The sequence below is a fragment of the Rufibacter glacialis genome, assembly GCF_008271745.1.
Lineage (GTDB): Bacteria > Bacteroidota > Bacteroidia > Cytophagales > Hymenobacteraceae > Nibribacter > Nibribacter glacialis.
Genome location: NZ_VKKZ01000025.1, coordinates 263,912 through 285,700, shown reverse-complemented (window position 1 = coordinate 285,700; position 21,789 = coordinate 263,912). Strand labels below are relative to the sequence as shown.

Here is a 21,789-nt window from a genome sequence, read left to right as displayed (position 1 = left end):
GTGAAAAGGCCGCAGAAACGCTTTTGGCAAATGGCATAGCCAAAGCAAGACGCTGAGCTGAAGAGGCTTTTAAAGGAATGCCGGTAAGGAAAAGGACTGCTTCCATCTCAGAGTCATTTCTGCTAGGTGTGTCAGCAAAAGCTGGTGGGAGACCGGCGCCTCCGGAAGTAGCGGACGCTTGGGGTAGGTGCGGGGTGCCACCCTAGGTCATAGGTAAGTCTGAAGGAAGCAGGGCGGGGTAGGTTATCCTACAGCAGGCAACCAGACTAAGAGTAATAGGGAACGGGCGCACCTTGCTTTGTTCAAAAGCGTAAGGCAGGAAGTGGTCCCTGGGAAGTTGCTTTGGGCCTGTTTTTTCAAAAGAAGGCCAAAAGCAACTCAGGAAACGGTTAGTGAGGAATTTCAATGGTGATGGTGGTCCCTTCGCCAGGGGTAGAGTCAATCTCCATGTCGCCCTGCAGGAGTTTGGCCCGGTTGCGCAGGGTCATGAGCCCCATGCCTTTGTTAGCAGCCTTGCTGGCCCAGTTTTTAGGCATTCCCTTGCCGTTGTCCTGCACCCGTACCCGTACCGTCTTCCCTTTGTCTACCACCTGTACCAGGGCCTCAGTGGCCTCGGCATGCTTCATCACGTTGTTCAGGAGTTCCTGCACAAACCGGAACAGGTAGGTCTCAAACTCATAGTTCTTGGGCTGGTCAAAGCCTGTCACCACGCACTGCACCGAGAAAGTATTTGTGGAAAGCCGGGTAGCCAGGTCTTTGAGGGCTGACTTCAACCCGAAATCAACCAATACCCTGGGAATCAACTCATGGGCCAGGGTGCGGGTTTCTTTGATGGCTTCCTCCAGAAACCGGGAGACCCGCCGGATGGGCACCAACACTTTCTCCAGCTTTTCTTCATGGGTTACTTCGGTCTGTATTTCTTCCATGTTCAGCTTGGCAGCGTACAGGAGTTGGGCCAGGCTGTTGTGCAGAGCCTCGGCAATGCGCTTGCGTTCCTCGTTCTGGGTGGTGATGATCACGTCCATCACGTCTTTCTGCTGGGCCAGTTTGATCTTGGTTTCCTCTCTGTGGCGCCTTCTCTGGGCGGTGGTGTCGCGTACCATGCCCAGCACACCCGTGATTTCGCGGTCTGTGCCGTAGATGGGGGTCAACTGGATCTCAAAATAACGGCCCTCTGGCAAAAACGGGAGGCTGGTCAACGTGACCTCTTCGCCCAGCAGCACACGCTTGAGGTACTGCCCCAACCGGGTCTTGCTTTTAGCCGGGGTAAGGGCGTGGATGGGTTTGCCCAGTACTTGCGCGCGTTCCAGGGAGGTGCATTTGGCTACGGCGCGGTTCCAGGCCGTGATCTGGAGATGGAGGTCCAGCGCGAAAATGCCATTGACGTTGTTTTCCAGCAGGTTTTCAGAGAATTCCTTGGCCCGGGCCATTTCCTCCTGCGCTTCTTTCAGGTCAGTGATGTCAATGCCAAAGGCGATGCCCCGTTTTTTGTCCTGGTCCAGGAACCCGTAATTCTGGAAATGGAGTTGCCGCCCCTGGTGGGGGAACGCAGCCGGAAAGCTTTTCACCTGCCCAGCCAATACGTCTCTGATGTTGCCTTCCAGCTGCGGGAACACCTTGAAAATGCTTTCCCCGCGAAGTTGGCCGTCCTGGATTCCCAGCTTTCTGAGGCCGTTGCCTCTTATGTCAAGGTAGGTACCCTGGAGGTCTAGCACCGCCAGCACCAGCGGGAGGTTCTCCAGGAGCTGGTCCAGGAGCATGGTCTGGTACCGGGCATTCTCCTCGGCCTGCTTCTGTTCCGTCACGTCCAGGCAGAAGCCAATGGCCTCGCCCGTTCCTGTGTCCTGGAACAGGTATACCTGCTTGTGTACTTTCCTGCCCTCCACCTCAAATTCGGCCAGGGTGTTGATCTGGTTCCCAGCCAGGGCTTGCCTGATCTGACGGTCCAGGGCCTGGTGCACGGTGGCGAAGGACTGGCCCACCATCTGGTCTTCTTTCAGGCCCAAGGCTCTCAGGCCCGCGCCCTTAGACTCCAGTACGTGGCCGTCTGTGCCAATGCGCCAGAGTGTGACCGGGAGGTTGTCTAGAATGGCAGACATGGTCTCATGCAGTTGCCGCAGTTCATTCTCTGATTGCAACTTCTTGGTGATGTCCTGGGCCATGCCCACCAGCTGCACCGGCACGCCAGAAGCCCCCCGTTTAAAGACCGTTTCCCGGAAAAGGATGTTGCGCCAGGTGCCGTTTTTGGCTTTGATACGCACCTGGTACTCCAGCAGTTCCCCGTCTTCTTTCTCCGCGAAGCGGGCAGCCCGGTCCAGCAGCAGGTGGGCGTCTTGCGGGTGGTAGAGGGTGTCTAGCAGTTCCCGCGGGTGCCCTTTGATGTCGGCCGGCTTGTAGCCAAGAAAGGCCAGGAAATCGCGGTTGTTGTAGAGGTTGCGGCCTTGTTGCAGGTCTTCCACGTACAGGAAATCCGGCATGGCTTCGGCCATCTTCTTGACCAGCAACTGGCTTTCCTGCAGCTTTTCATTGGCCTGGCGTGGTTGGGTCACGTCTTCAAAGGTGAGCACGAAACCGTCTTCCAGCTTCACGGCCACGCAATTAAGCCAGTGTTCCCAGTCATTTCTCTTTAAATGGGCCGTAAACGTGGCCGGGTGCCCATTTTCCACTACGTTCACAAAGGTGAAGAAATGGCCCTCGGTTAAAAAGCTGGGCAAGATCTCATTGAGCCGGTGGCGCCGTAACTGGGGCAGTGTGAAATCAAGGAACAGCTCAGCGGTTCTGTTGAGCAGGATCCACTCAAAGTCTATGATGTGGCCCTGCCGGTCACGGTTGGCTTTGAAGACCTGCACCGCATTCAGGGAAGAGTTGATGATAGCGGAGAGCAAGGCTTCTTTGTTGGCCAGCTCAATGTGCGCCGTTTTGCGCTCGGTGACATCCAGAAAAGCGATGCGGCACTGGTCTGTGTCATTCTGGCGGCGCAGGAGAAGCCCTTCCAATTGGGCGTAAAACACCCCGCCGTTGTTAGAGAGTATCTGTAGCTCTACTGTTTTAGTCTGGTCAGAGAGCAGCACCTTCCGGAAGAAACCGTAAAAGGCGTCAAGACTGTCTTGATGGATGAATTGGCTGAAGCGCCGGGCTATCAGGTGTTCCCGGGAAGTGCCCAGCAGCTCTAATCCTTTTTTATTTGCCTCTTCCACCACCCCGTGCTCATCTAAGGTCACGTATCCAAAGGGCGAGTGCTGGTACAGGTCCAGGTATTTGGCGCGGGCAGCCTCTAGTTCCTGGGTGACTAACTGCATTTGGTGGTTCTGCATCTCCAGCTCTACCTGGTGGATCTGCAGCTCCTGAATAAGCCGGCTCACCTCATGCGGGGTCATAGTGCCCACCTCCGTCGCACTTATCGGTTTCTGCAACTTCTCGGCTTCCTGCCGCAGCAGTGAAAAGTCATGGGCCATTCCTATGGGCTCTCTCTTCTCTTCGTTCATAAAGGAATGCGTTCAAGGGCTATTGCCGTAAATTCTTCTTTGCCTGTCACCTCTCAAAAACCTCCATGGCCAGTAAGATCTTGAAAGGCTTGCTCTCCGTTTGTTCCACCCGGCGGGTGTTCAGGATGATGCGCCGGTAACCCAGCACCGGGAATTCATGTTCCCACACCTCGTCTTTGGCTTCAATGCCCTCCAGCAGCACCCGGTCCATGAGTTCCCTCAGCACGGGGATGTCCCATTGGCCGTTGCCCAGGTGGTAGAGCCACTGGCCCTTCAATTGTTCTGGGATCAGCTGAAACGTTTGGGCGAAGGCGTTGCTGGCGCACTCCACGCGCAGTTGCCCGTCTAGCACTACCAGCGGTTGTTGAATGACATCAATGATGTTGGCGGCGTAGAGGCTGGTAGCGGCCACGCTGGCTTCCAGGTTCTTGAAGTTGGTGATGTTGGTAAAGGTAACCACGGCGCCGTCTATGAAGTTGTCGGCGGTGCGGTAGGGGAGCACGCGCATGGAGTACCACTGCTGCCCGTCTGCGGTTTGGAGGTGCACTTCTTTGCTGCGCAGCCGGTCTAGTACCTCCCGCACGTCATCAGCAATGTTCTGGTACCTGAGGTTAGAGGCAATGTGCGTGATGGACCGGCCTACGTCAGCCCTGATCAGGTTGAAGATCTGGGTGGCCTGTGGGGTGAAGTTCTTGATGTTGAGGTTGTTGTCCAGGAAGATAGTGGCAATCTCGGTGCTGTCCAACAGGTTCTTCATGTCATTGTTGGAGTTGGTGAGTTCCTCAGCCTTGGTCTGGAACTGGAGGTTGATGGTCATGAGCTCCTCGTTCAGCGACTGCATCTCCTCTTTATTGGTCATGGACTCCTCATTGGTGCTTTGCAGCTCCTCATTAGCCGACTGTAGCTCTTCATTGGTGGATTTGAGCTCCTCTAAAGAGGAATTCATCTCTTCAATGGTGGTTTGCAGCCGTTGCTTAGTGTACAGCAGTTCTTTTTCCAGTTCCGCAATGCGCTCATCTTTTTTAGAGGCTTCTTCTGCCGTTTCTTTGCGGTTTTTGCGGGGTTTGGGCGGGGGCATGTCTTCAAACGCCACCATGAGCAGGTCTTTCAGCTGGGCCGGCTCTTGCAAGGGGGTCACCGACAGCTTCACGTACTGCAGGCCGTGGTCTGTCTTCACCTGCAGGTTATCGGCCTTCACGGGTTCCTTCAAGACCGCGGCCCGGCTTACCAGGTTGTTCAGTTCAAAGGTGAGCCCTTCGCGCGCCATGTCAAACACATTGAGGTTGGCTTGGCCTTGAGCGGGTTCCAGGTACTTGCCCGTGCGCCCGTGTATGTAGAAGATGTCTCCTTTGGGGTTGATGATGAGTGCCGCGGGGGCAAAATGCTGCAGCATCATGCGCTGGACCACGGTTCCCATGTTGGTTTCTTTCTTAATGGCGGTGGGGGGCTCTGGGTGTGGTTTCACGGTCTCAAAGGAGGTAAAGGTAAACGGGAACTCAGCCAGGCGCATGAGAGGAACGGTGGTTTCTGCCCGCCTTGAAATCTTCCATTTGGTATCAAGGGTAGTAAACATGTCTGGAAAGCCGGATAGGGTCTCTGACGAACCCAGGAACAGCAGCCCATTGGGGTTGAGCGAATAGTGGAACACGGGGAACAGCTTTTTCTGCAGCTCCGCGGAAAGGTAAATCAACAGGTTGCGGCAGGTGAGCAGATCCAGTTTGGTGAAAGGTGCATCACGGTTAAGGTTGTGCACGGCAAAAACCACCATCTCCCGCAGTTCCTTCTTGACGTGGTAGTGGTTGTCTACCTTGTTGAAGAACCGCCGCAGGCGCTCGGGTGACACATCGGCGGTGATGTTATCTAAGTAGCAGGCGGCGCGGGCCCGTTCAATGGCCTCTGGGTCAATATCAGTGGCAAAGACCTGGATCTTCAGGTGCAGGCCCGCCTTGTCCATGGCTTCCTGCAGGAGCATGGCCACGGTGTAGGCTTCTTCACCGGTAGAGCAACCGGCCACCCAGGCGCGTAGATAGTCGCCGTCTTTCTTGGTCTGCACCACCTCCGGCAGGTACTTCTCTTCCAGAAGCGAGAACGCCTCCGCGTCTCTGAAGAATTTGGTCACGCCAATGAGCAGTTCCTTGAAGAGCGCCTCCACCTCCTGGGGGTCTTCCTGCAGAAACCGCACGTACTCTGAGAACTGCAGGATCTGGTGGCTGTTCATGCGGCGTTCAATACGCCGGAAGATGGTGTTGCGTTTGTACAGCGAGAAATCATGCCCGGTCTTGTTGCGGATGAGCGTGAAAATCTTCTGCAGCATTTGGGTAGACTTGTGCGCCTCTACCAGGTGCTTGCCTTTGATAGGCGGCATGTTGGCGTAGGCCAGCAGTTTCTCTGGCATTTGGTCTACCGGCAAGATATGGTCTACAAACTCAGAGGTAATGGCGTTGCGCGGCATGGCGTCAAACCGGGCGGTGTCTGGGTCCTGCACCATCACCATGCCAAAGTTCTCCATGATCATCTTCAGACCCAGGGTGCCGTCTGCGCCCATGCCGGAGAGAACCACCCCAATGGCGTGCTCCCGGCGGTTGACCGCCAGGCTCTGGAAAAAGAAGTCAATGGGCATGCGCTGGCCGTTGGGTTGCTCCGGCGACACCAGTTTGAAGTGGCTCCGTTCCAGCGCCGTCTCTTTGTTAGAGGGAACTACGTACACGTGGTCTGGCTCTACCTTGAGGCCGTCTTTGATCTCCAGTACGGGCAACGAGGTGTAGCGCCTGATGATCTCGGTCATCATGCCTTTCTGGGTAGGGTCCAGGTGCGGAACCACCACGTAGGCCATGCCAGTGGCCGGGGGTAAGTGCTGAAAGAAAATCTCAAACCCCTCAAGAGAACCAGCTGATCCGCCCAGGCCTACGATCTGGAAATCAAGGTTGGGTTTGTCTGGGCTATTCACCTCTTTTGACCCTTTGTTTTTGGGATCAGCAGGCGCCGGGGCATTGGGTATCCCAACCCTTTCTATTTGTGTTATCTCCATATAAGTTGTACGTAAAACGGGGCGCCGTGTCTTTGGGCAGGAGGGCGTTGCCCTGCCAGACAGCAGTGCCAGGAGGGTGGGTTTCCTGCCGGGGCTTTCGGGCGTTGCAGGGGCCATGCCACCAACTCAACAAGGTACAATAATTACCCTATACTCTTGGTGAAAAAGCGGTCCAGAACTGATTAACCGCATTTATACGGACCATTGCAGAAAGAAGGGCTACAGCTTAAGAACCACGCCTTACTACCGCTTAAACCGGACTTTTTGCCCACTGGTGCGTAAGTACTAGTTCCCCAACCCTGCTTTTTATGAAACTTCCGCACCATGATATCATTGTGATAGGGACTTCGGCCGGTGGCATGGTGGTGCTTTGTACCCTTATGGAGCAACTGCCCGCCAACTTGCCTGCGTCTATCTTCATCGTGCAGCACCTTGCCCGCGACTCCTGCGCCCAGAACTTGGTAGACCGTCTCAACAAATCCGCCCAAATGGAGTGTCAGGTAGCCCAGCATGAACAGGTCATGGAACAAGGCAAGGTGTACTTTGTGCCGCAGGACTGCCACCTGCTCCTGCAGAAAGGCAAGATGCTGGTGACCAAAGGCCCCCGCGAGAACCTGTTCCGACCAGCCATTGATCCTTTGTTCCGGTCAGCGGCGGCGGCGTATGGCCCGCGGGTGATAGGCATTGTGTTAACCGGCATGCTGCAAGACGGAACCGTAGGCATGGAGATGATCAAGCGCAGCGGCGGCATCACCCTGGTGCAGAAGCCCGAAGACGCTGAATACCCAGACATGCCGCAGAGTGTCTTGAATGAGATAGAGGTAGATTATGTGGTGCCGGTAGCCGAGATGGGGGAGTTGCTCCAGGAACTGGTGTTCGTGCCTGCTTCGGCCACCGCCGAGGTCCCCGAAGACATTACGTATGAGGCGGGCATTGCCGAACGCCTCATGCTGGAGGCCGGGGAGATTGAGGACACGGAACTGCTGGGGGCGCGCGCGCCCTATTCCTGTCCTTCGTGCGGGGGCGCCCTTTGGGAAGTGAAAAAAGGGCATGTGAACCATTTCCGGTGCCACGCGGGCCACGCCTTTACCCCAGAAGCCTTTCTGAACGCCAACGTGGAATCCATTGAGGAAACCCTCTGGATTGCCCTGCGCATGCTGGAAGAACGCCGCACCATGCTCAGCGCCATGGCCGAACAAGACCGGAGAAAAGGCCATTTCCATTGGTCAGAGTCGCAGGAGGAACGGGCGAACGAGCTGAAGGTGCATATTGCCCGCATCAGGCAACTGCTTATGTCCAATGCCAACGCGCAAAACCGTTTCGGCTCAGAAGAAAGGGAGGTAGGCTGAGGCAGGTTGTTTTAAGGCTGTTTATGGTAAAAAGGGCTGAAAACTGCTATTTATGAGCGTTAGAGGTCTTTGCTCTTTTCGCGTTTCCCGCGGCGTACAGTTAGCTGGGTTCCTGAGCCGTTGTGCCACCCTTTTTCGGCGCCTTTTTATAAAAGCAGCTCCAAAAACTGATTGCTTAAATAACAAAGACCGTTTTGATTCTAGGCCGCGGAGTTCCTTTCCTAGTATCATCCTGGACTTGATGGTGTCCGGCTCATGTACAGGAGGTCCGTTTCTTTGCGGGCATACAACAAGACAAAAAAGACACTTCGGCACTCTAACCTGACAGGAGCCGGGGTACGAAGGAGAGGGCCTTGCAAAGCTCAATTAACGCCCATCAGCGAGCCTTTTTCAGGGCAATAAGCTTCCCGGTTCTCCCTAGGCCTTTTCTGGGGAGAATCAGAGGGTTTCAAACGTATCTCCGGGCCATGGCTCTAATCCCTGAAGGTAGAAGTAGGTGTGGGTGATGGGTTGGGCACTTCTTGCTCACCCGCTGGAATTCAGAAGCACCTTTGTACTATTTTATGAAACAATTAAAGAGCCAAGCAGGTACACTTGCTTGAAGGGGCAACACCTTTTTCCCCTGCACCATTTAAAATGGAGAACACCTTCGGGATGCCCATCATCCCACCCAATGAAGAAGAGAGGCTGGCGAAGCTGCGCAGCCTTCCTGTCCTGGACACCCATCAAGAAGAAGGGCCCTTTAAGCACATTGCCAGCATGGCCGCGCGCATGTTCAACGTGCCCATTGCCTTGGTTAATCTGGTAGAAAGCGAATATGTGTATACCAAAGGCAGCGCAGGCATGGAAACCACTTCGCCCGTGCCCCGGGGAACCAGCCTCTGTTCCCTGGCGGTACTTCGGGAAGAGGCCACCGTGTTCCAGAACGCCTTGCAAGAGCCTTGCCTGTTGGCCAACCCCATGGTGACGGGTGGCATGGGGCTACGGTTCTACGCGGCTGCCCCGCTCACAACCAAAGATGGCTTCAACATCGGCGCCCTCTGCCTGATAGACACTGAACCCAGGGAGTTCTCTGAGGCGGACCGACGGGTGCTGGAAAACCTAGCCTCTGTGGTAATGGATAATATTGAGCAGGGTACTACCTGATCATCCCGTTTCAGGAAGCTTAATTCTTAAGCGGCCCCCAGCCACCAGTGCCATCGCCCTTTTCCCCAATGACCTATCTGATGCTAAGAGCCTGTTTTCTTTTAAAACGGGCAGTTTCTTCGCATAAGAGCATGGGCTCACCTTTCGGTCTTTTACTACCCCCACCGGTTTTCACTTATCGCTTCTAGAAAAGGAAGAACCATCCGTCATCAGCCTCCGCTTGGGAAAGGTGGAGGCGTTCTTCCGCTTCTTATAATCCAAGTTCCTAATAAGGCACAAGCCCTAAGGGGTAGGTCGTTAGGTGTCTCATTCTGCGAAAACAGAGGTAAACCCCCAGCCAATCCTTGCGTTTGCATCCAGTGGTAAGGGGTATTGGGTTTATTGGTGGGGAGGGGTTTTCTGGGGATTATGAAAAAGTACGGTCTTTTTTAGTGTTTTTTAGCGTATTTATACAACTCCTTGGATTTTTATGCGTTGATATTCAAGCACAAAGAAAGTTGATATGAAGAAGGAAGAGCAGGTGCTGAAAGCAATTAACAGGTTGGTTAGCGGGGACAAATCGCCGGTACATTTACCAGTGTCACCAGAGGCTATATGTGAGGTCTCAGGAGTTCCATTAGAACAGGTGCACGCCTGTTGCAAAACCCTGGAAGCCCATGGGTACGTCATGAGCAGCCGCGTACGGGCCATTGTACGGTATTACTATATCACCAAAGCCGGCATAAAAGAAGCATTGAATCCCAGCCTCCCCTTGTACCTGTTCAACAGCTCAGGTATATCCGCTAGAAACAGTTATTAGGCGAGAGCCGTTTTCAATACATACCTTCCTCCCTGTTTACAGGCCATTTTTTCAAAATCGGCTGTAAACAGGGAGTTTTTTTGTGGGAAGGTCATTTCCTTCACAGGCTTTATTCTATGACGAGGTTGTCTACGTGTACCTGCTGGGCCCCGTCTGGAGAGATCCTGGCCCAGAACATACCCTGCGTGCTGTAGGTAATGCCTGGGTTGCCATGGACATCCAGCACAATCACGCCGCCTTGGCCCCCCGCCTGGTGCACTTTTCCATGAATCACTTCCTGCACGGCCTGTTCCACAGTCAGGCCTTTGTATTCCATTAAAGCGGCAATGTCATGTGCTACGGTGTGGCGCATGAAGAACTCGCCGTGGCCCGTGCCTGAAACCGCGCAAATGTGGTTCGCGTACGTGCCTGCCCCTATGATAGGTGAATCACCCACCCGCCCGAACCGTTTGTTCAGCATTCCGCCGGTGGATGTGCCCGCCGCCAGTTTCCCGTGCTGGTCCAGCGCTACCGCGCCTACCGTTCCTAACTTGGTTTCTTGGAAGGGGTGGCCTTGCGCCTCGGCTTCCTTGACCTGCCGTATCTGGGCCCGGCGTTCCTCGGTTTCAAAGTACGCGGGAGAAACCAATTCCAGACCTACGGTTTCGGCAAAAGCCTCGGCTCCGGTACCCACCAGCATCACATGCGCCGACGCTTCCATTACCTGGCGGGCGGCGGAGATAGGGTTCCTGATGGTTTTCACCCCCGCCACGGCTCCGGCCAGAAAGGCGGCGCCGTCCATGATGGAAGCATCCAGCTCAACGCCCCCGTCATTGGAGAAAACAGCGCCGTGCGCCGCGTTGAAGAGGGGAGAATCTTCCAAAACCTTAATGCTGACCTCAACGGCCTCTACGCTGCTTTTTCCCGCCTGCAAAACCTCAAACCCAGCCTGGGCCGCTTGCAGGAGCGTTGCCTCATAGGCGGCTCTTCTTTCCGGAGCCATAGGCCTTGGGTAGACATTGCCACAGCCACCGTGCACCAGTATGGTGGCGTTAGAAGGGGTAGAGAGGGAGGGTTGTTCCATTGGCTAGACGGGATGTTTTTTCTGAGGCCAAGGTACAGCTTTGCCTTCGTTTTAAAACCTTCCCCTGAGTAGGAAGGGGGCGGGTTTCCAGATGTTTTCGGTCTATTTTATAGGAAAAGGGGAAAAAGAGCGGTTATTTGATTTCCCCCTCTCTTTACCAGGATCAGTTTCCCCTGACTGGTCTTCTAAAGCCTCAAACAGCCCTTATCATTTAAGTTGGGAAGGTAGATCAGTCTTCCCTTTCCCAGTTGCCTTCTTCGTCTTTCCAGATGGCCAGGTAAGTGGGATCGTGGGCTTTCTTGCAGGCCCTGAACATGAGGCTGGTCTCAAAGCTGAACTCTACGTTGCCTTCGGGGTCCAGGGCAATGAAGTTGCGGTCACCTTCAATGCGGTCTTTGTACACTTCCATGGCTTGTTGCGCGGCTTCCTGGAGGGCCAGGCCTTTGTATTTCATGAGCGCGTACACCTCATGGGCCACATTGGCACGCATGATGCCCTCGCCGTCGCCGGTGCAGGAGACGGCGCAGACCTCGTTGTTGGCGTAGGTGCCAGCCCCAATGATAGGCGAATCGCCCACGCGGCCCGGGTATTGGTTCTCCAGGCCGCCGGTAGAGGTGGCTGCGGCCAGGTTGCCGTGCATGTCCAGGGCCACCGCGCCCACCGTGTCCTTCTGTAATTCCTCTTTTTCCTTCTTCTGCGCCTTTTTAAGGGACTTTATCTTTTCTTCGGTTTTGAAGTAGTCCTCGCCTCTCATCTCCAGTTCCTGTTCCCGGGCAAACTTTTCGGCACCCACGCTGGTGAGCAGCACATGGGGGGAGTGGAGCATGATGGTTTTGGCCAGGGTAATGGGGTGCTTCACGTGCTTTACCCCAGACACAGACCCGGCTTGCATGTTTTTCCCGTCCATGATGGCGGCATCAAACTCAATGCTCTCGTCTTTGGTAAGGCTGCCGCCGCGCCCGGCATTGAAAAGCTGGTTGTTTTCCATACTTCTCACGGCTGCTTCCACGGCATCAACGGCACTGCCTCCGGCCTCCAGCACGTGCCAGCCCGCCATCAGGGCGTTGTCTAGCCCCTGCCGGTAGGCAGCCTCTTTGGCTTCGCCTATCTCCTCGCGGCTTTTGTTTTCTGCTCCTCCATGAATAGCGATGACCCAATTTTTCTTCATAACGGTGGTGTCTTTAAATAGTGGTGGTCTCTGGCCTGGGCGTACGTGCCCTGGCGCTAGGGTGTACGTGCCAGGCGGGGCAGCGTTGGTCTGATAAATACGGAATCCCAGAAAGGGTATGTACGGGAAAAAGGAGCGCTGGGCTTTTCTGAAGACGCGCCCTGACGGGGGCGGGGAAAAGGGAAATGTTGCCGTTTTTGAAGGTTTAGTGAAAGTATTCGCCTAAAATTCAGTATTTTATCAGAAGGATTCACGTGTTTTTTCAAGGGCTTCTAACAGAGTGCAAAACGTATGCATATTTATGCCGGCACCCACGCGAACTGCATTTTCAAAAGATGGTTGTGCCTGCTGCCTGCTGGTGATTTCAAACCCGAAAGCGCATGCTACAGCACCCTAAATGGAAGAAAATATGGCACCCTGAGCCCCAGCGAAACATAGGCGCCCCTCCAGAGGCGGCTTTTAGCTGGCGTATAGCTCGGGCAAAGCCCCCTTTGGTGCAGGATAAAAGCGGGAAGAAGGTTACCAACTGAGGAGAAGCCGTATGCAGAAGATCATCACAGAGAAGATAGGCGATAAAGTAATAATCCTGTTGCAGGAAGACCTGGACGCCTCAGACCACCGCCTCACCCGCCGGCTGCAGAGCCCCCGGCAGACAAACCAGGAGTTCCTGGTTTGGGTAGACTGCGCCCACCTGGAATGTGTAAGAGCCTACGGTGTCTGCCATTTCATTAATCAGTTACTGCTGCTCAAAAGGACCCAGAACAATATCATCCTCTTGAACTTAGATGACCACCAACGGCAGCTTTTACGTTTACTACAGGTAGAACCGCTGTTTCGGGTAGTGCCTGATTTTGAGCAGGCCTATCAACTGGTGCAAGCCTCTTAACCTAACCCTGAAGGGAGACGGTTATCTGGTGGGATAGTGGAAGCAAGTGCAGAAGAAGGACCCATAGAAGGAGAGGATACCATGGAACTTGAAGAGTTCAATGACCTGGAAGAGGCCCTGGCGTTCCTGCAAAGCCAAGGATATACCCATACGTTCCATTGCGACCAGAACGGATGGAAATGCAAGGAAACCGGCCAGGTTTATGCCCCAGACCAGGTTGCCTTGGAAAGATGCCACCGTTTTCAGCGGTGGCGGCGGGCCCATAAAGTGGCCGTGCTGTACCAGGTCAGTGTCCAGGACGGCACCAAAGGGGTGATCATAGACTGCTGTTCCACCTACGGCAATGCCCTGGCAGGCGAGTACCTGCTCCAGATGAAACTGCGCCAGATCAAGTCCGAGGCGTCTGGCCCGCTACGTCCTTAAAGAAAGACATCTCTTGCCAAAGGCGCTGGAACTCCCGGCTATAATCAGCCACTACCTGAGGTTCTGAGGAAACCAATACGTTCTCATGGTTGTACAGCGCGGCGCTTCTGGTCCAGTTGTAGGAACCGGTGAGCACGTGCCGCTGGTCTGCCAGGGCGAATTTATGGTGCATGTGGTTGGCCGTGTGGTCTACCTTCACCTGCAGGCCCGCCTTGGCCAGTTGCCTGATGTCTGATCCTTTGTCAAACAGCTTCTCGTTGTCGGTGAGTACCTGCACAGAGATGCCCTTCCGGTGCGCCGCCAGGATTGCCTGGGTGATTCGGTCATCAGAGATGGTGAACACGCAGATCTTTAGCGAAGAGGTGGCCGCCCCAATGAAGGCCAGGATCGCGTTGAGGCAGTCATCGCCGGGGCTGAAATAGGCCGTGCTTCTGATATGGGGCGAACTCTTGAAGAGGGAAAAGACGTTTTTCAAGGTAAGGAGGGTAAGATGTAACGGGGAAAGATAGCTTTTTATCTGGTATTGAGTTGCCTCCTTCGCCTTGAGGGGAAGCGCAGGCGGTTTATGGGGCGTTTTCCTTAAAGGAAGTGGTAGCCCAGTTTCACGAACATCAGCAGTTTCGCCAATAACCGCCCGGATCAGGGAATAGCCACGTCAATGATTCCTGTAGGAAGAAAGTAATAGCTGTTTTAAGCAAAGGCTGGGAGGTCGTCCGCAACCAATTGGCTAGCCTGAAAAGAGCCTTGTACTCCAACCCGGCCTGCGCCTTTTCTGTATTTAGATGGCTTCCGGAGGGGTTTCTGTCCTTAGTTATCCTCCTGAAGCCATTGAGCTGCGTTTAAATGGCAGCCGAAATCTAAAGGGATTGATCAGCTAGTTTCAGGCAGGTTTTCCTGATAACAAGGCTAAATCAGGTTCAGCTTTCGCGATCACGAAACCCCTCTCTATCCTCTCACTCACTCACTCACTCACTCACTCACTCGTCAGTTTCTGCACCAGGCTTTCCAGGCGGGTGAGGCGTTCTTCCAGAGACGACGGGGACTTGAGGTAGGTGCTGTACACTCCATCTACGTGCCATAGTTCGGTTACTTCCGCCAGCGCAATGGTAAGGTGGTCATAATCAGGGTTGTCGGCTTTGAGCAGGAGGGCACCGTCTTGGGTCAGGCCCTGGAAGCGGCGCGACACCAGCCTGTGCTGGGTCAGGACCACGTAGACCTCACTGGGTTTGAGTTGGGTGGCTTCCAAGGCTACCGCCGAGCAGTAGAGGATGTCGCCGTGGCGGAGGCCGTGTTGCTGGTACTGCATTTCAGAGCCGGTGTGCTCAAAAGCACGGTGTAATACCTGCCCCTCGCCAGGCAGAACGAGGAAAGGGAGACCGTCCAGGAAATGCTTTTCCTGGCGAAGGGAAAAATAATCCGTTTGCTGTGCCGCCATGAGCAAGGGAGAGCGGTACCGCAGAGTATCGGCCGGGTCTGCTACTTTTTTGAGCAGGTGGTCTGGGTGCAGGTCCCGCTTAAAGATGTCAAACCCGTATAAATCATTGACGGTGAGATCTTTGGTGATTAATAGGTCCAGGCTGATGCCAAAGTGCCTGGCTATCTGTACCAAGGTGTCAATCTTGGGTTCCGACCGGCCTTCTTCATAGGCGCCCACGCTAGGGCGCGCCAGATCAAAGAGTTGCGCAAAAGCCGCCTGGCTCAAATTTTTGACCGTCCTGATCTTCTTAATGTTCTTCCCGATGCACGACATGAAAAATATTTTGAAAATAATTGTGCTACAATTTTGAGCTTATCTATTTTTTGTAGTATAATTGTCAAAGAAATCAGGACAAGATAACGACTTATTTTGATAGTTGCTACAAATTAGAGCAGAAGCAAGCCTCAAGTTCCTGGTTGACCCAAGGTGGCCAACGATAAGGAGCGCGAAGCCACGGTCAGGATTATGAGCAATTCAGTAGGGGAGTAGGTGATGGGAGTAAGAAGGCTTTTCTTTGGGTGATTGAAAAAAACAGGCTTGAAACGCTTTTCAGTGGCAGAAGCCGCACTTAAACTTAAAAGATGGAAAACAACTACTTTCTGAAAGTGAAAGAATACCTGGTGGAACTGGATTTCCGCATCACCCATGAAGATCCCAGGGATTGCGTGTTGGTGGTGGAAAAGGAAAACCTGGGCATCAAGAACCTGGTGATTGGGTGTACAGACCCGCTCCTGATCATGGAGCAGTACATCCTGGAGCTACCCCAGGTAACGGTGGAGATCTGCCAGAACCTGCTCCAGAAGAACCGCGACATCATCCACGGCGCCTTCGTGCTGGACGAGTCTGGGAGACGGCTCATTTTCAGGGATACCCTGCAGATGAGCAAACTGGACCTGCACGAGCTGGAAGCCTCGCTCAATTCGCTGGCCCTGCTGCTGAGTGAGTACGGCGAGCACCTGACCCGATTCTCAAAAAACTAACCTCGGAAAATATGACCATCCTGCAACGCATTTTTACCTTAGGCCAACCTGAGGCGCATCCTTCAGTGGAGGAACTCAAGGAGCCTATCAAAAGAACGGAGCAAGGTATCCGGGAAATGCGACTGGAACTGGAGAAGAACGTACGCGCCCTGGAGACGCTGGCAAGAGAGGCCATAGGCCCTGAATCATGGGCACCTGCGCCACAAGACCGGGCCGACCTGGAGGGGAAGATCAACGCCCTGAAGGTGAGCCTCCGAAAATGGGAGATGGAACTGCGCGTGTTGAAAGCCAGAGTGACGGTGAGCAATGCCACCAAGACCATTAACCGGCAAATGGCCCAGCTCAATTCGCCCGGCTCCCTTACCTTGTTGGAGAACCTGAAGGAAAAGGAGGCCTCGGCCCAGGCCCAATTCTCCGGCGGAAGTCTTTCCGGAAAGGAGGAGCCTGCTAAGGCAACTGAGAAACCGCAGGCCAGCTGTACCGCGCAGGCTTTTTCCCAGAAGGCAGATGCTTTGAATGACCGTTTAGGCCCAACGCCTGCCCCAGACGCGCCCACTGCTACGCAGCCTTAGAAGAAAAGCCCTTTCAGGCCTCTTTCCTTGAAAATAGGCCTGAAAAAGAAAATGCTCCTTCGCCTGAATCTGCTAGGCGCGGGAGAAGCAGCACCCTCGTCCGTTTTAGGCTCAATTTCTAAGAACCGGCCTCGAAACGCCGCCGCATACCAGACGCAGGACTCAGGACTCCAGACACAGTACTCTTTTAGAACAATGGGACAATTAGGATTTATCTTCTGCGCCGCCGTGGCCTTCTGGCTGGTGAAAGATGGGGTGGAAGAGGTGGGCCAATTCGCCCAGGCGGCGGTGCCTATTCTGGCAGACAGCACCCCTTCCTGGCAAGATGTGAAAGAAAAAGTAGGGCAGACCGTTAGCCTTGGATTAATGCCATCTAACTTGCTCTTCAAGCCATAGTAGGCTAAAAATTGAAAAATTTCTTTTTCTGACTAGACTTATTCGTTCCGGTAACGCCAAATTTTGTACTTTTAGACAAGTGCTATTGAAATGCAAGAACTTCTACAAGCCTCCTTTTCTACCGCCAACGTCTTCGCCTCGGGGCTGCTCGTATTCGTGCTGCTCTACTGGCTTACGGTGTTGGTAGGCCTGCTGGACATCAGTTCCCTGGACCTGGACTTGGACCTGGATGCGGACATGGAGGCAGATTCCTCCCTGGCCGGACTTGACGCCGTGCTCGCCTTCTTTCATCTGGGGCGGGTGCCGCTTATGATTTTTCTGTCGTTTTTTGCGCTGCCGTACTGGGCGGTCTCTGTGGGGGTAAACTATGCCCTGGGAACCACCTCCAGTTGGGTGGGCTTGTTGCTCCTGCTGCCACTGATGGTTTTTTGCCTTTTTGTGGCCAAGTTTCTCACCTATCCCTTCGTGAAACTGTTCCAGGCCATGGAGCAGGAAGAAGCCCCTAACTCCGCTTTTATTGGGCAGATGTGTACGGTGCTGCTGCCCGCCACCAACACCCAGGTGGGGCAGGCAGCCTTGAAAACCGATGGCTCTCCTGTGTTGCTGAACGTGAAAACGGCCCACGAGAGCCTGGTAATGAAAGGTGATACCGCCCTGGTGATCAATTATCTGCCAGAAACCAATCTTTATATCATAGAACCTTATCCATCTCTTTAACCTTCTATCCTTTATTCTATGTTTCAATCCCTTACTCTCGCAACCACCCTTCTGCTGGCGGTCTTTGTCTTCGGGGTGCTGTTGGTCATCATCAAGATGTACCGCAAGGCCATCCAGGGCGAAGCCATGGTGCGCACCGGCATGGGCGATACCAAAGTCTCATTCTCCGGTATCTTCGTGGTGCCTATCATCCACAAGCTGGAAGTCATGGACATCACCCTTAAAACCATTGTGATTGCCCGCACCGGGGCCGAGGGATTGATCTGTAAAGACAACCTGCGCGCCGACATCAAGGTGAACTTCTTCCTGCGCGTGAACAAAACCCAGGAAGACGTGGTGCAGGTAGCCCAAAGCATTGGCTGTAAAAGAGCCTCAGACCCGGGCGCTCTGGAGGGCCTTTTTGACGCCAAATTCTCAGAAGCCCTCAAAACCGTAGGCAAGCACTTTGATTTCGTGGAATTATACCAAAGCCGTGACGACTTCAAACGCCAGATCCTCCAGACCATCGGCACCGACCTGAACGGCTATGTGCTGGACGACTGCGCCATTGATTACCTGGAGCAGACGCCTTTGACCCAATTGAACGAAAACAACATCCTGGACGCCGAAGGCATCAAGAAAATCATAGACCTCACCGCCCGCCAGAAAGTACAGGCGAACCTCATTGAGCGCGAGCGCGAGAAAACCATCAAGAAACAGAACGTAGAGGCGCAGGAAACCATTCTGGAACTAGAGAAGCAGCTGGCTGAAAACGAGGAAAAACAACGCCGCGAGATTGCCTCCATCAAGTCTAGGGAAGCCGCAGAGATTGAGAAAGTACGCCAGGAACAACGCATGATTTCTGAACGCGCCCGCATTGCCACCGACGAGGAAGTGATGATCTCTGAGCAGAACCGCGAGCGCCAGGTATTGGTAGCCGAGCGCAGCAAACAACGCACCGACGCGGTGGAAACCGTGCGCGTAGAGCAAGCCAAAATGCTGGAGGAAAACGAAATGCAGCGCATTGTAGCCCTGGCCCAGATTGAGAAGGAAAAGGCCATTGAAGAAGAGCGCAAGAACATCCAGGGCATTATCAGAGAGCGGATCACCGTGGAGAAAGCCGTGGTAGAGGAAGAGGAAAAAATCAAAGACACCAAAGCCTTTGCTGAAGCCGAGCGTCTGAAATCAGTAGCCATCACCACCGCCACCATGGTAGCCGAAGAAGCCCTGGTGAAAGAAATCAAAGGCGCTGAGGCCGCCCGCCAAGCCGCTGAATTCAAAGCCCAACAGCTTCTGATTGACGCGGAGGCGGAGAAAACCTCGTCGGTGAACCGCGCCCAGGCCATTAAAATGATGGCCGAGGCCGAGGCGACCCAAGCCGCCGCCAAAGGATTGTCTGAAGCCCAGGTGATGGAAGCCAAAGCCGCCGCCCGCCAGAAAGAAGGCGAAGCCGAAGCCAACGTAACTGAGCGCCAGGCGATAGCCACCGCCAAAGCCACCCGCGTGCAAGCTGAGGCCCAGGCCGAAGCCGACGAGAGATTAGGCTTGGTAGCGGCCAAAGTAACCCAGGAGAAAGGCATGGCAGATGCTTCCATCGTGGCCAATATGGCTGCCGCCGAAGAAAGTCGCGGCTTGGCCGAGGCCCGCGTGAGCGGTGAGAAATTCTCCGTGGAGGCCAAAGGCATAGAAGAGAAAGCCGATGCCATGAAGAAACTGGACGGCGTGGGCAAAGAGCACGAAGAGTTCAAGCTGCGCCTGGAGAAAGACAAAGCCATTGAACTGGCTCAGATTGACATCCAGAAAGACATTGCCGCCTCCCAGGCCGCGGTATTGGCGGAAGCCCTCAAGGCAGCCAAGATTGATATTGTAGGCGGGGAGACCATGTTCTTTGATCAGATTGTGCACTCCATCACCAAAGGCAAGCAGGTGGACCGCCTGGTAACCAACAGTGAAGTACTGGGTACCATGAAAGACACCTTCTTCCAGAAAGGCAGCAACGGCCACGTTGATTTCAAAGCCAACCTGCAGCGGTTCATGCACCAGTTCAACATGAACTCAGAAGATGTGCGTAACCTCAGCGTTTCGGCCCTGCTTTTGAAGATGATGCAGCAAAAGACCCTGGACGAGGACACCACCAATACCCTGAGAGAACTGACCTCCACGGCTTCGGCCCTGGGGTTAGGCGATAAGCCGGTGTATACCCTGAACTGATCCACCCGGGATTCCCTCTCCTGACCACCGGAAGAGGGAATCCCGGGGAAGGGTTGGGGCCAGTTGTGGGGAGCCGGCAAAGACCACAAGGTAAACGCCTTTATTTACAGGCTGGTTGGAAGAAAACGGTCTGTAAATGAAGGGGAAAGGCGCCTGCAAGGCCCTGCCTATACTGGAAGGGCGCCTTGACTGTTTGCCCAAACTCTTTGCCTATAACTTTCTCCCTTGGCTTTAAATCAGTAATTTTAGTTTCTAAGTAAAATTACTGATTTAAAAGTCCCCGTATGAAAGCTATCTCCCTTTCTTTATTCCTGGTTGTTCTGGTGGTAACCTCGGGCCAGGCCCAAACCGCAGCCCCGGCTAAACCCCGCTCCGCCTATACCCTGGAACAACAGTTCAGTTCTCTCAAATACCGGTCCTCTACGCATACAGAGTACAACCAGCCCTACAAGGTAGTGAAGGTGGCCAGCCTGGATGCTTTCTTCAGAAACGTGCAGGATACGCTCAGGGCCCGGCAGCAGAGCATCAAGAACGCTGGAAAGGAAACGGCGGCGGCCCTGGCGAGAACCCAGAAAGAGCTGGCTGACCAAAAGGCCCAGGTGCAGGCGCTGCAGGAGGTGAACGCCCAGAAGGAAAAGCAGATCCAGCAGGGCGCGCATGATGTGGCCTCCCTGACGGTGCTGGGCATTGACATGGACAAGAAAGTGTACGTTTGGCTAAGCCTGGCCATTATCGCGGCCTTGGGTATAGTAGCTGCCATCTTTGCCTCTATGTACAAGAACAGCAACCGCGTGACCGAGGAGAAAATAAAAGCCTATGATGAACTCACCGAGGAATTCAAAGCTCACAAGCAACTGGCCCGCGAAAGGGAAATCAAATTAAAACGCGAACAGCAATCTGAAGCCAACAAGGTAGAGGAACTGAAACAACAACTGGCCCAACTGCGGCACTAAGGAGAAGTAACAGGAGAGACTATCTGCTGGGCACTTCCCCTTGATGGGCAGGAACAGGGCCTTCCAACAACTTTGGCGCAGAGGTACTGGCAAGGCTTTGAGTTTTTACAAAAAGCCACGAAAGGCAGCTGCATCATTAAAATAAGATGTTCTGGAAATCAGGTTCAAGCAGCTAAAAGTAGATGAAGTCTCTCCTGTTAACAACTTCTCTTTAGAAATGGAATCCCATCAAAACACAGGTTTGTCAGTGAAACAAGCTGGGTACTTACTTCTTAAGTATTTCGCTTATTCAATAGCACTTTCTATTCCATTGGTAATTGGCAAAATGCTTACCACTGGCTATCTGTTGCATCCGTTGGTGACATCTTTTGGGTCATTACTGATGTATGCCATTCCTTTTGTGCTGGTAATCAAAGTTGGGCTGAAAGGAATAAACAAAGACCTTCTTTCTGGTATGAAGGAGGAGTTCTCAAGAATTGATTACAGAATAGTAGGGACGGTTTTCATCTTAACCCCCTTTGTAGGGGTTCTGCTGGAGCCTCTTATCAACCTGTTACCAGCCCCTCCTGAGTTCCTGAATAAAATCTTCAGAGACTTATTCAAACCTAACTTCCTCTCTTTTCTGGCTATTGCCGTTGCTCCCGCCATTTTGGAGGAGATTCTTTGCCGGGGCATCATTCTGGAAGGGTTGTTGAAACGGTATTCGCCCACCAAGGCTATCATCTGGTCTGCTGTCTTGTTTGGCGCCATGCATTTGAACCCGTGGCAAGGCCTCACCGGATTGGTGCTGGGCTTATTTATTGGCTGGGTGTACCACCGAACCAAGTCCATTTACCCCGGTATCTTGATCCACTTTGTCAATAATGCCCTCAGTTATTTTGCGTGGTTAGCTTGGGGAGATAAAGTCACTTCCCTGCAGGGAATCATGACGCCTTTTTCCTATTATTTATTGGTGGCAGCCTCTTTACTAGTAGGCGTGGCCGGAATGTGGTTCCTGAACAAACAAATGCCGAAAAAATCAGAAGCAACCGTCCACCCATTGCCTGAGGTAAAACCTGTTCTATCATAGGGGTCCATATGCCGGCTCCTATGGTCAGAAGAAGACCCCATAATTTACGCATTAGCTACCCCTGTTTTTAGTTTGTTTTCCAAAAATC

The 21,789-nt window shown here is 53.7% G+C and carries 18 protein-coding genes; 12 read left to right on the top strand and 6 right to left on the bottom strand.

The genetic code is table 11. From position 1 onward, the window contains the following. Positions 1-389: 389 nt before the first annotated feature. Together FOE74_RS20195 and FOE74_RS20190 are read right to left on the bottom strand one after the other, a co-directional pair. Positions 390-3,485 (bottom strand): PAS domain-containing sensor histidine kinase, encoded by a 3,096-nt coding sequence (locus FOE74_RS20195; protein WP_149100448.1) that lies wholly within the window; start codon positions 3,483-3,485, stop codon positions 390-392. A gap of 46 nt (positions 3,486-3,531) precedes the next feature. Beyond that, on the bottom strand, positions 3,532-6,513 hold the full coding sequence (locus FOE74_RS20190) for a CheR family methyltransferase (protein WP_188687054.1): 2,982 nt from the start codon (positions 6,511-6,513) through the stop codon (positions 3,532-3,534). A 308-nt stretch (positions 6,514-6,821) separates the two neighbouring features. On the opposite strand from FOE74_RS20190, the gene FOE74_RS20185 reads away from it, so the two are divergent. From FOE74_RS20185 to FOE74_RS20175, 3 genes are all read left to right on the top strand, one after another. Beyond that, positions 6,822-7,862: a chemotaxis protein CheB gene (locus tag FOE74_RS20185; protein ID WP_149100446.1), complete on the top strand. Its 1,041-nt coding sequence runs from the start codon at positions 6,822-6,824 to the stop codon at positions 7,860-7,862. Between the two features lie 636 nt (positions 7,863-8,498). Further along, positions 8,499-9,008, top strand: coding sequence for a GAF domain-containing protein (locus FOE74_RS20180; RefSeq protein ID WP_149100445.1), 510 nt, complete (start codon positions 8,499-8,501; stop codon positions 9,006-9,008). Positions 9,009-9,510: 502 nt separating this feature from the next. Continuing rightward, entirely contained in the window at positions 9,511-9,807 is a 297-nt protein-coding gene (locus FOE74_RS20175) for a hypothetical protein (RefSeq protein WP_149100444.1), read from the top strand. A gap of 109 nt (positions 9,808-9,916) precedes the next feature. On the opposite strand, the gene FOE74_RS20170 is transcribed toward FOE74_RS20175, so the two are convergent. Both FOE74_RS20170 and FOE74_RS20165 read right to left on the bottom strand, forming a co-directional pair. Then, positions 9,917-10,870 (bottom strand): isoaspartyl peptidase/L-asparaginase family protein, encoded by a 954-nt coding sequence (locus FOE74_RS20170; protein WP_149100443.1) that lies wholly within the window; start codon positions 10,868-10,870, stop codon positions 9,917-9,919. A 229-nt stretch (positions 10,871-11,099) separates the two neighbouring features. Further along, positions 11,100-12,038, bottom strand: coding sequence for an isoaspartyl peptidase/L-asparaginase family protein (locus tag FOE74_RS20165; protein ID WP_149100442.1), 939 nt, complete (start codon positions 12,036-12,038; stop codon positions 11,100-11,102). 541 nt (positions 12,039-12,579) lie between these two features. On the opposite strand from FOE74_RS20165, the gene FOE74_RS20160 reads away from it, so the two are divergent. Together FOE74_RS20160 and FOE74_RS20155 are read left to right on the top strand one after the other, a co-directional pair. Beyond that, positions 12,580-12,924: a hypothetical protein gene (locus FOE74_RS20160; RefSeq protein ID WP_149100441.1), complete on the top strand. Its 345-nt coding sequence runs from the start codon at positions 12,580-12,582 to the stop codon at positions 12,922-12,924. Between the two features lie 81 nt (positions 12,925-13,005). Beyond that, positions 13,006-13,347: a hypothetical protein gene (locus tag FOE74_RS20155; protein ID WP_149100440.1), complete on the top strand. Its 342-nt coding sequence runs from the start codon at positions 13,006-13,008 to the stop codon at positions 13,345-13,347. Here FOE74_RS20155 and FOE74_RS20150 read toward each other — a convergent pair. Both FOE74_RS20150 and FOE74_RS20145 read right to left on the bottom strand, forming a co-directional pair. Then, positions 13,313-13,822, bottom strand: a complete 510-nt coding sequence (locus FOE74_RS20150; protein ID WP_188687051.1) for a phospholipase D-like domain-containing protein — start codon at positions 13,820-13,822, stop codon at positions 13,313-13,315. The genes FOE74_RS20155 and FOE74_RS20150 overlap by 35 nt on opposite strands. Positions 13,823-14,320: 498 nt before the next feature. Further along, the gene (locus tag FOE74_RS20145) at positions 14,321-15,097 is read right to left on the bottom strand and encodes a helix-turn-helix domain-containing protein (RefSeq protein WP_149100438.1); all 777 of its coding nucleotides are present in this window, start codon (positions 15,095-15,097) and stop codon (positions 14,321-14,323) included. Between the two features lie 308 nt (positions 15,098-15,405). On the opposite strand from FOE74_RS20145, the gene FOE74_RS20140 reads away from it, so the two are divergent. From FOE74_RS20140 to FOE74_RS20110, 7 genes are all read left to right on the top strand, one after another. After that, complete coding sequence (locus FOE74_RS20140; RefSeq protein ID WP_149100437.1) at positions 15,406-15,804, top strand: YbjN domain-containing protein; 399 nt, start codon at positions 15,406-15,408, stop codon at positions 15,802-15,804. Positions 15,805-15,815: 11 nt separating this feature from the next. Further along, on the top strand, positions 15,816-16,376 hold the full coding sequence (locus tag FOE74_RS20135) for a PspA/IM30 family protein (protein WP_149100436.1): 561 nt from the start codon (positions 15,816-15,818) through the stop codon (positions 16,374-16,376). A 195-nt stretch (positions 16,377-16,571) separates the two neighbouring features. Continuing rightward, positions 16,572-16,772 (top strand): hypothetical protein, encoded by a 201-nt coding sequence (locus FOE74_RS20130; protein WP_149100435.1) that lies wholly within the window; start codon positions 16,572-16,574, stop codon positions 16,770-16,772. Between the two features lie 90 nt (positions 16,773-16,862). After that, complete coding sequence (locus FOE74_RS20125; RefSeq protein WP_149100434.1) at positions 16,863-17,489, top strand: OB-fold-containig protein; 627 nt, start codon at positions 16,863-16,865, stop codon at positions 17,487-17,489. Between the two features lie 18 nt (positions 17,490-17,507). Next, positions 17,508-19,679: a flotillin family protein gene (locus FOE74_RS20120; protein ID WP_149100433.1), complete on the top strand. Its 2,172-nt coding sequence runs from the start codon at positions 17,508-17,510 to the stop codon at positions 19,677-19,679. Positions 19,680-19,963: 284 nt separating this feature from the next. Continuing rightward, on the top strand, positions 19,964-20,632 hold the full coding sequence (locus FOE74_RS20115) for a hypothetical protein (protein ID WP_149100432.1): 669 nt from the start codon (positions 19,964-19,966) through the stop codon (positions 20,630-20,632). A gap of 217 nt (positions 20,633-20,849) precedes the next feature. Then, complete coding sequence (locus FOE74_RS20110; protein WP_149100431.1) at positions 20,850-21,701, top strand: CPBP family intramembrane glutamic endopeptidase; 852 nt, start codon at positions 20,850-20,852, stop codon at positions 21,699-21,701. Positions 21,702-21,789 lie beyond the last annotated feature (88 nt).

Coding starts and splice junctions, on each gene's coding strand:
- FOE74_RS20195 (WP_149100448.1), bottom strand. CDS start 3,485: ATGAACGAAGAGAAGAGAGAGCCCATAGGAATGGCCCATGACTTTTCA.
- FOE74_RS20190 (WP_188687054.1), bottom strand. CDS start 6,513: ATGGAGATAACACAAATAGAAAGGGTTGGGATACCCAATGCCCCGGCG.
- FOE74_RS20185 (WP_149100446.1), top strand. CDS start 6,822: ATGAAACTTCCGCACCATGATATCATTGTGATAGGGACTTCGGCCGGT.
- FOE74_RS20180 (WP_149100445.1), top strand. CDS start 8,499: ATGGAGAACACCTTCGGGATGCCCATCATCCCACCCAATGAAGAAGAG.
- FOE74_RS20175 (WP_149100444.1), top strand. CDS start 9,511: ATGAAGAAGGAAGAGCAGGTGCTGAAAGCAATTAACAGGTTGGTTAGC.
- FOE74_RS20170 (WP_149100443.1), bottom strand. CDS start 10,870: ATGGAACAACCCTCCCTCTCTACCCCTTCTAACGCCACCATACTGGTG.
- FOE74_RS20165 (WP_149100442.1), bottom strand. CDS start 12,038: ATGAAGAAAAATTGGGTCATCGCTATTCATGGAGGAGCAGAAAACAAA.
- FOE74_RS20160 (WP_149100441.1), top strand. CDS start 12,580: ATGCAGAAGATCATCACAGAGAAGATAGGCGATAAAGTAATAATCCTG.
- FOE74_RS20155 (WP_149100440.1), top strand. CDS start 13,006: ATGGAACTTGAAGAGTTCAATGACCTGGAAGAGGCCCTGGCGTTCCTG.
- FOE74_RS20145 (WP_149100438.1), bottom strand. CDS start 15,097: ATGTCGTGCATCGGGAAGAACATTAAGAAGATCAGGACGGTCAAAAAT.
- FOE74_RS20140 (WP_149100437.1), top strand. CDS start 15,406: ATGGAAAACAACTACTTTCTGAAAGTGAAAGAATACCTGGTGGAACTG.
- FOE74_RS20135 (WP_149100436.1), top strand. CDS start 15,816: ATGACCATCCTGCAACGCATTTTTACCTTAGGCCAACCTGAGGCGCAT.
- FOE74_RS20130 (WP_149100435.1), top strand. CDS start 16,572: ATGGGACAATTAGGATTTATCTTCTGCGCCGCCGTGGCCTTCTGGCTG.
- FOE74_RS20125 (WP_149100434.1), top strand. CDS start 16,863: ATGCAAGAACTTCTACAAGCCTCCTTTTCTACCGCCAACGTCTTCGCC.
- FOE74_RS20120 (WP_149100433.1), top strand. CDS start 17,508: ATGTTTCAATCCCTTACTCTCGCAACCACCCTTCTGCTGGCGGTCTTT.
- FOE74_RS20115 (WP_149100432.1), top strand. CDS start 19,964: ATGAAAGCTATCTCCCTTTCTTTATTCCTGGTTGTTCTGGTGGTAACC.
- FOE74_RS20110 (WP_149100431.1), top strand. CDS start 20,850: ATGGAATCCCATCAAAACACAGGTTTGTCAGTGAAACAAGCTGGGTAC.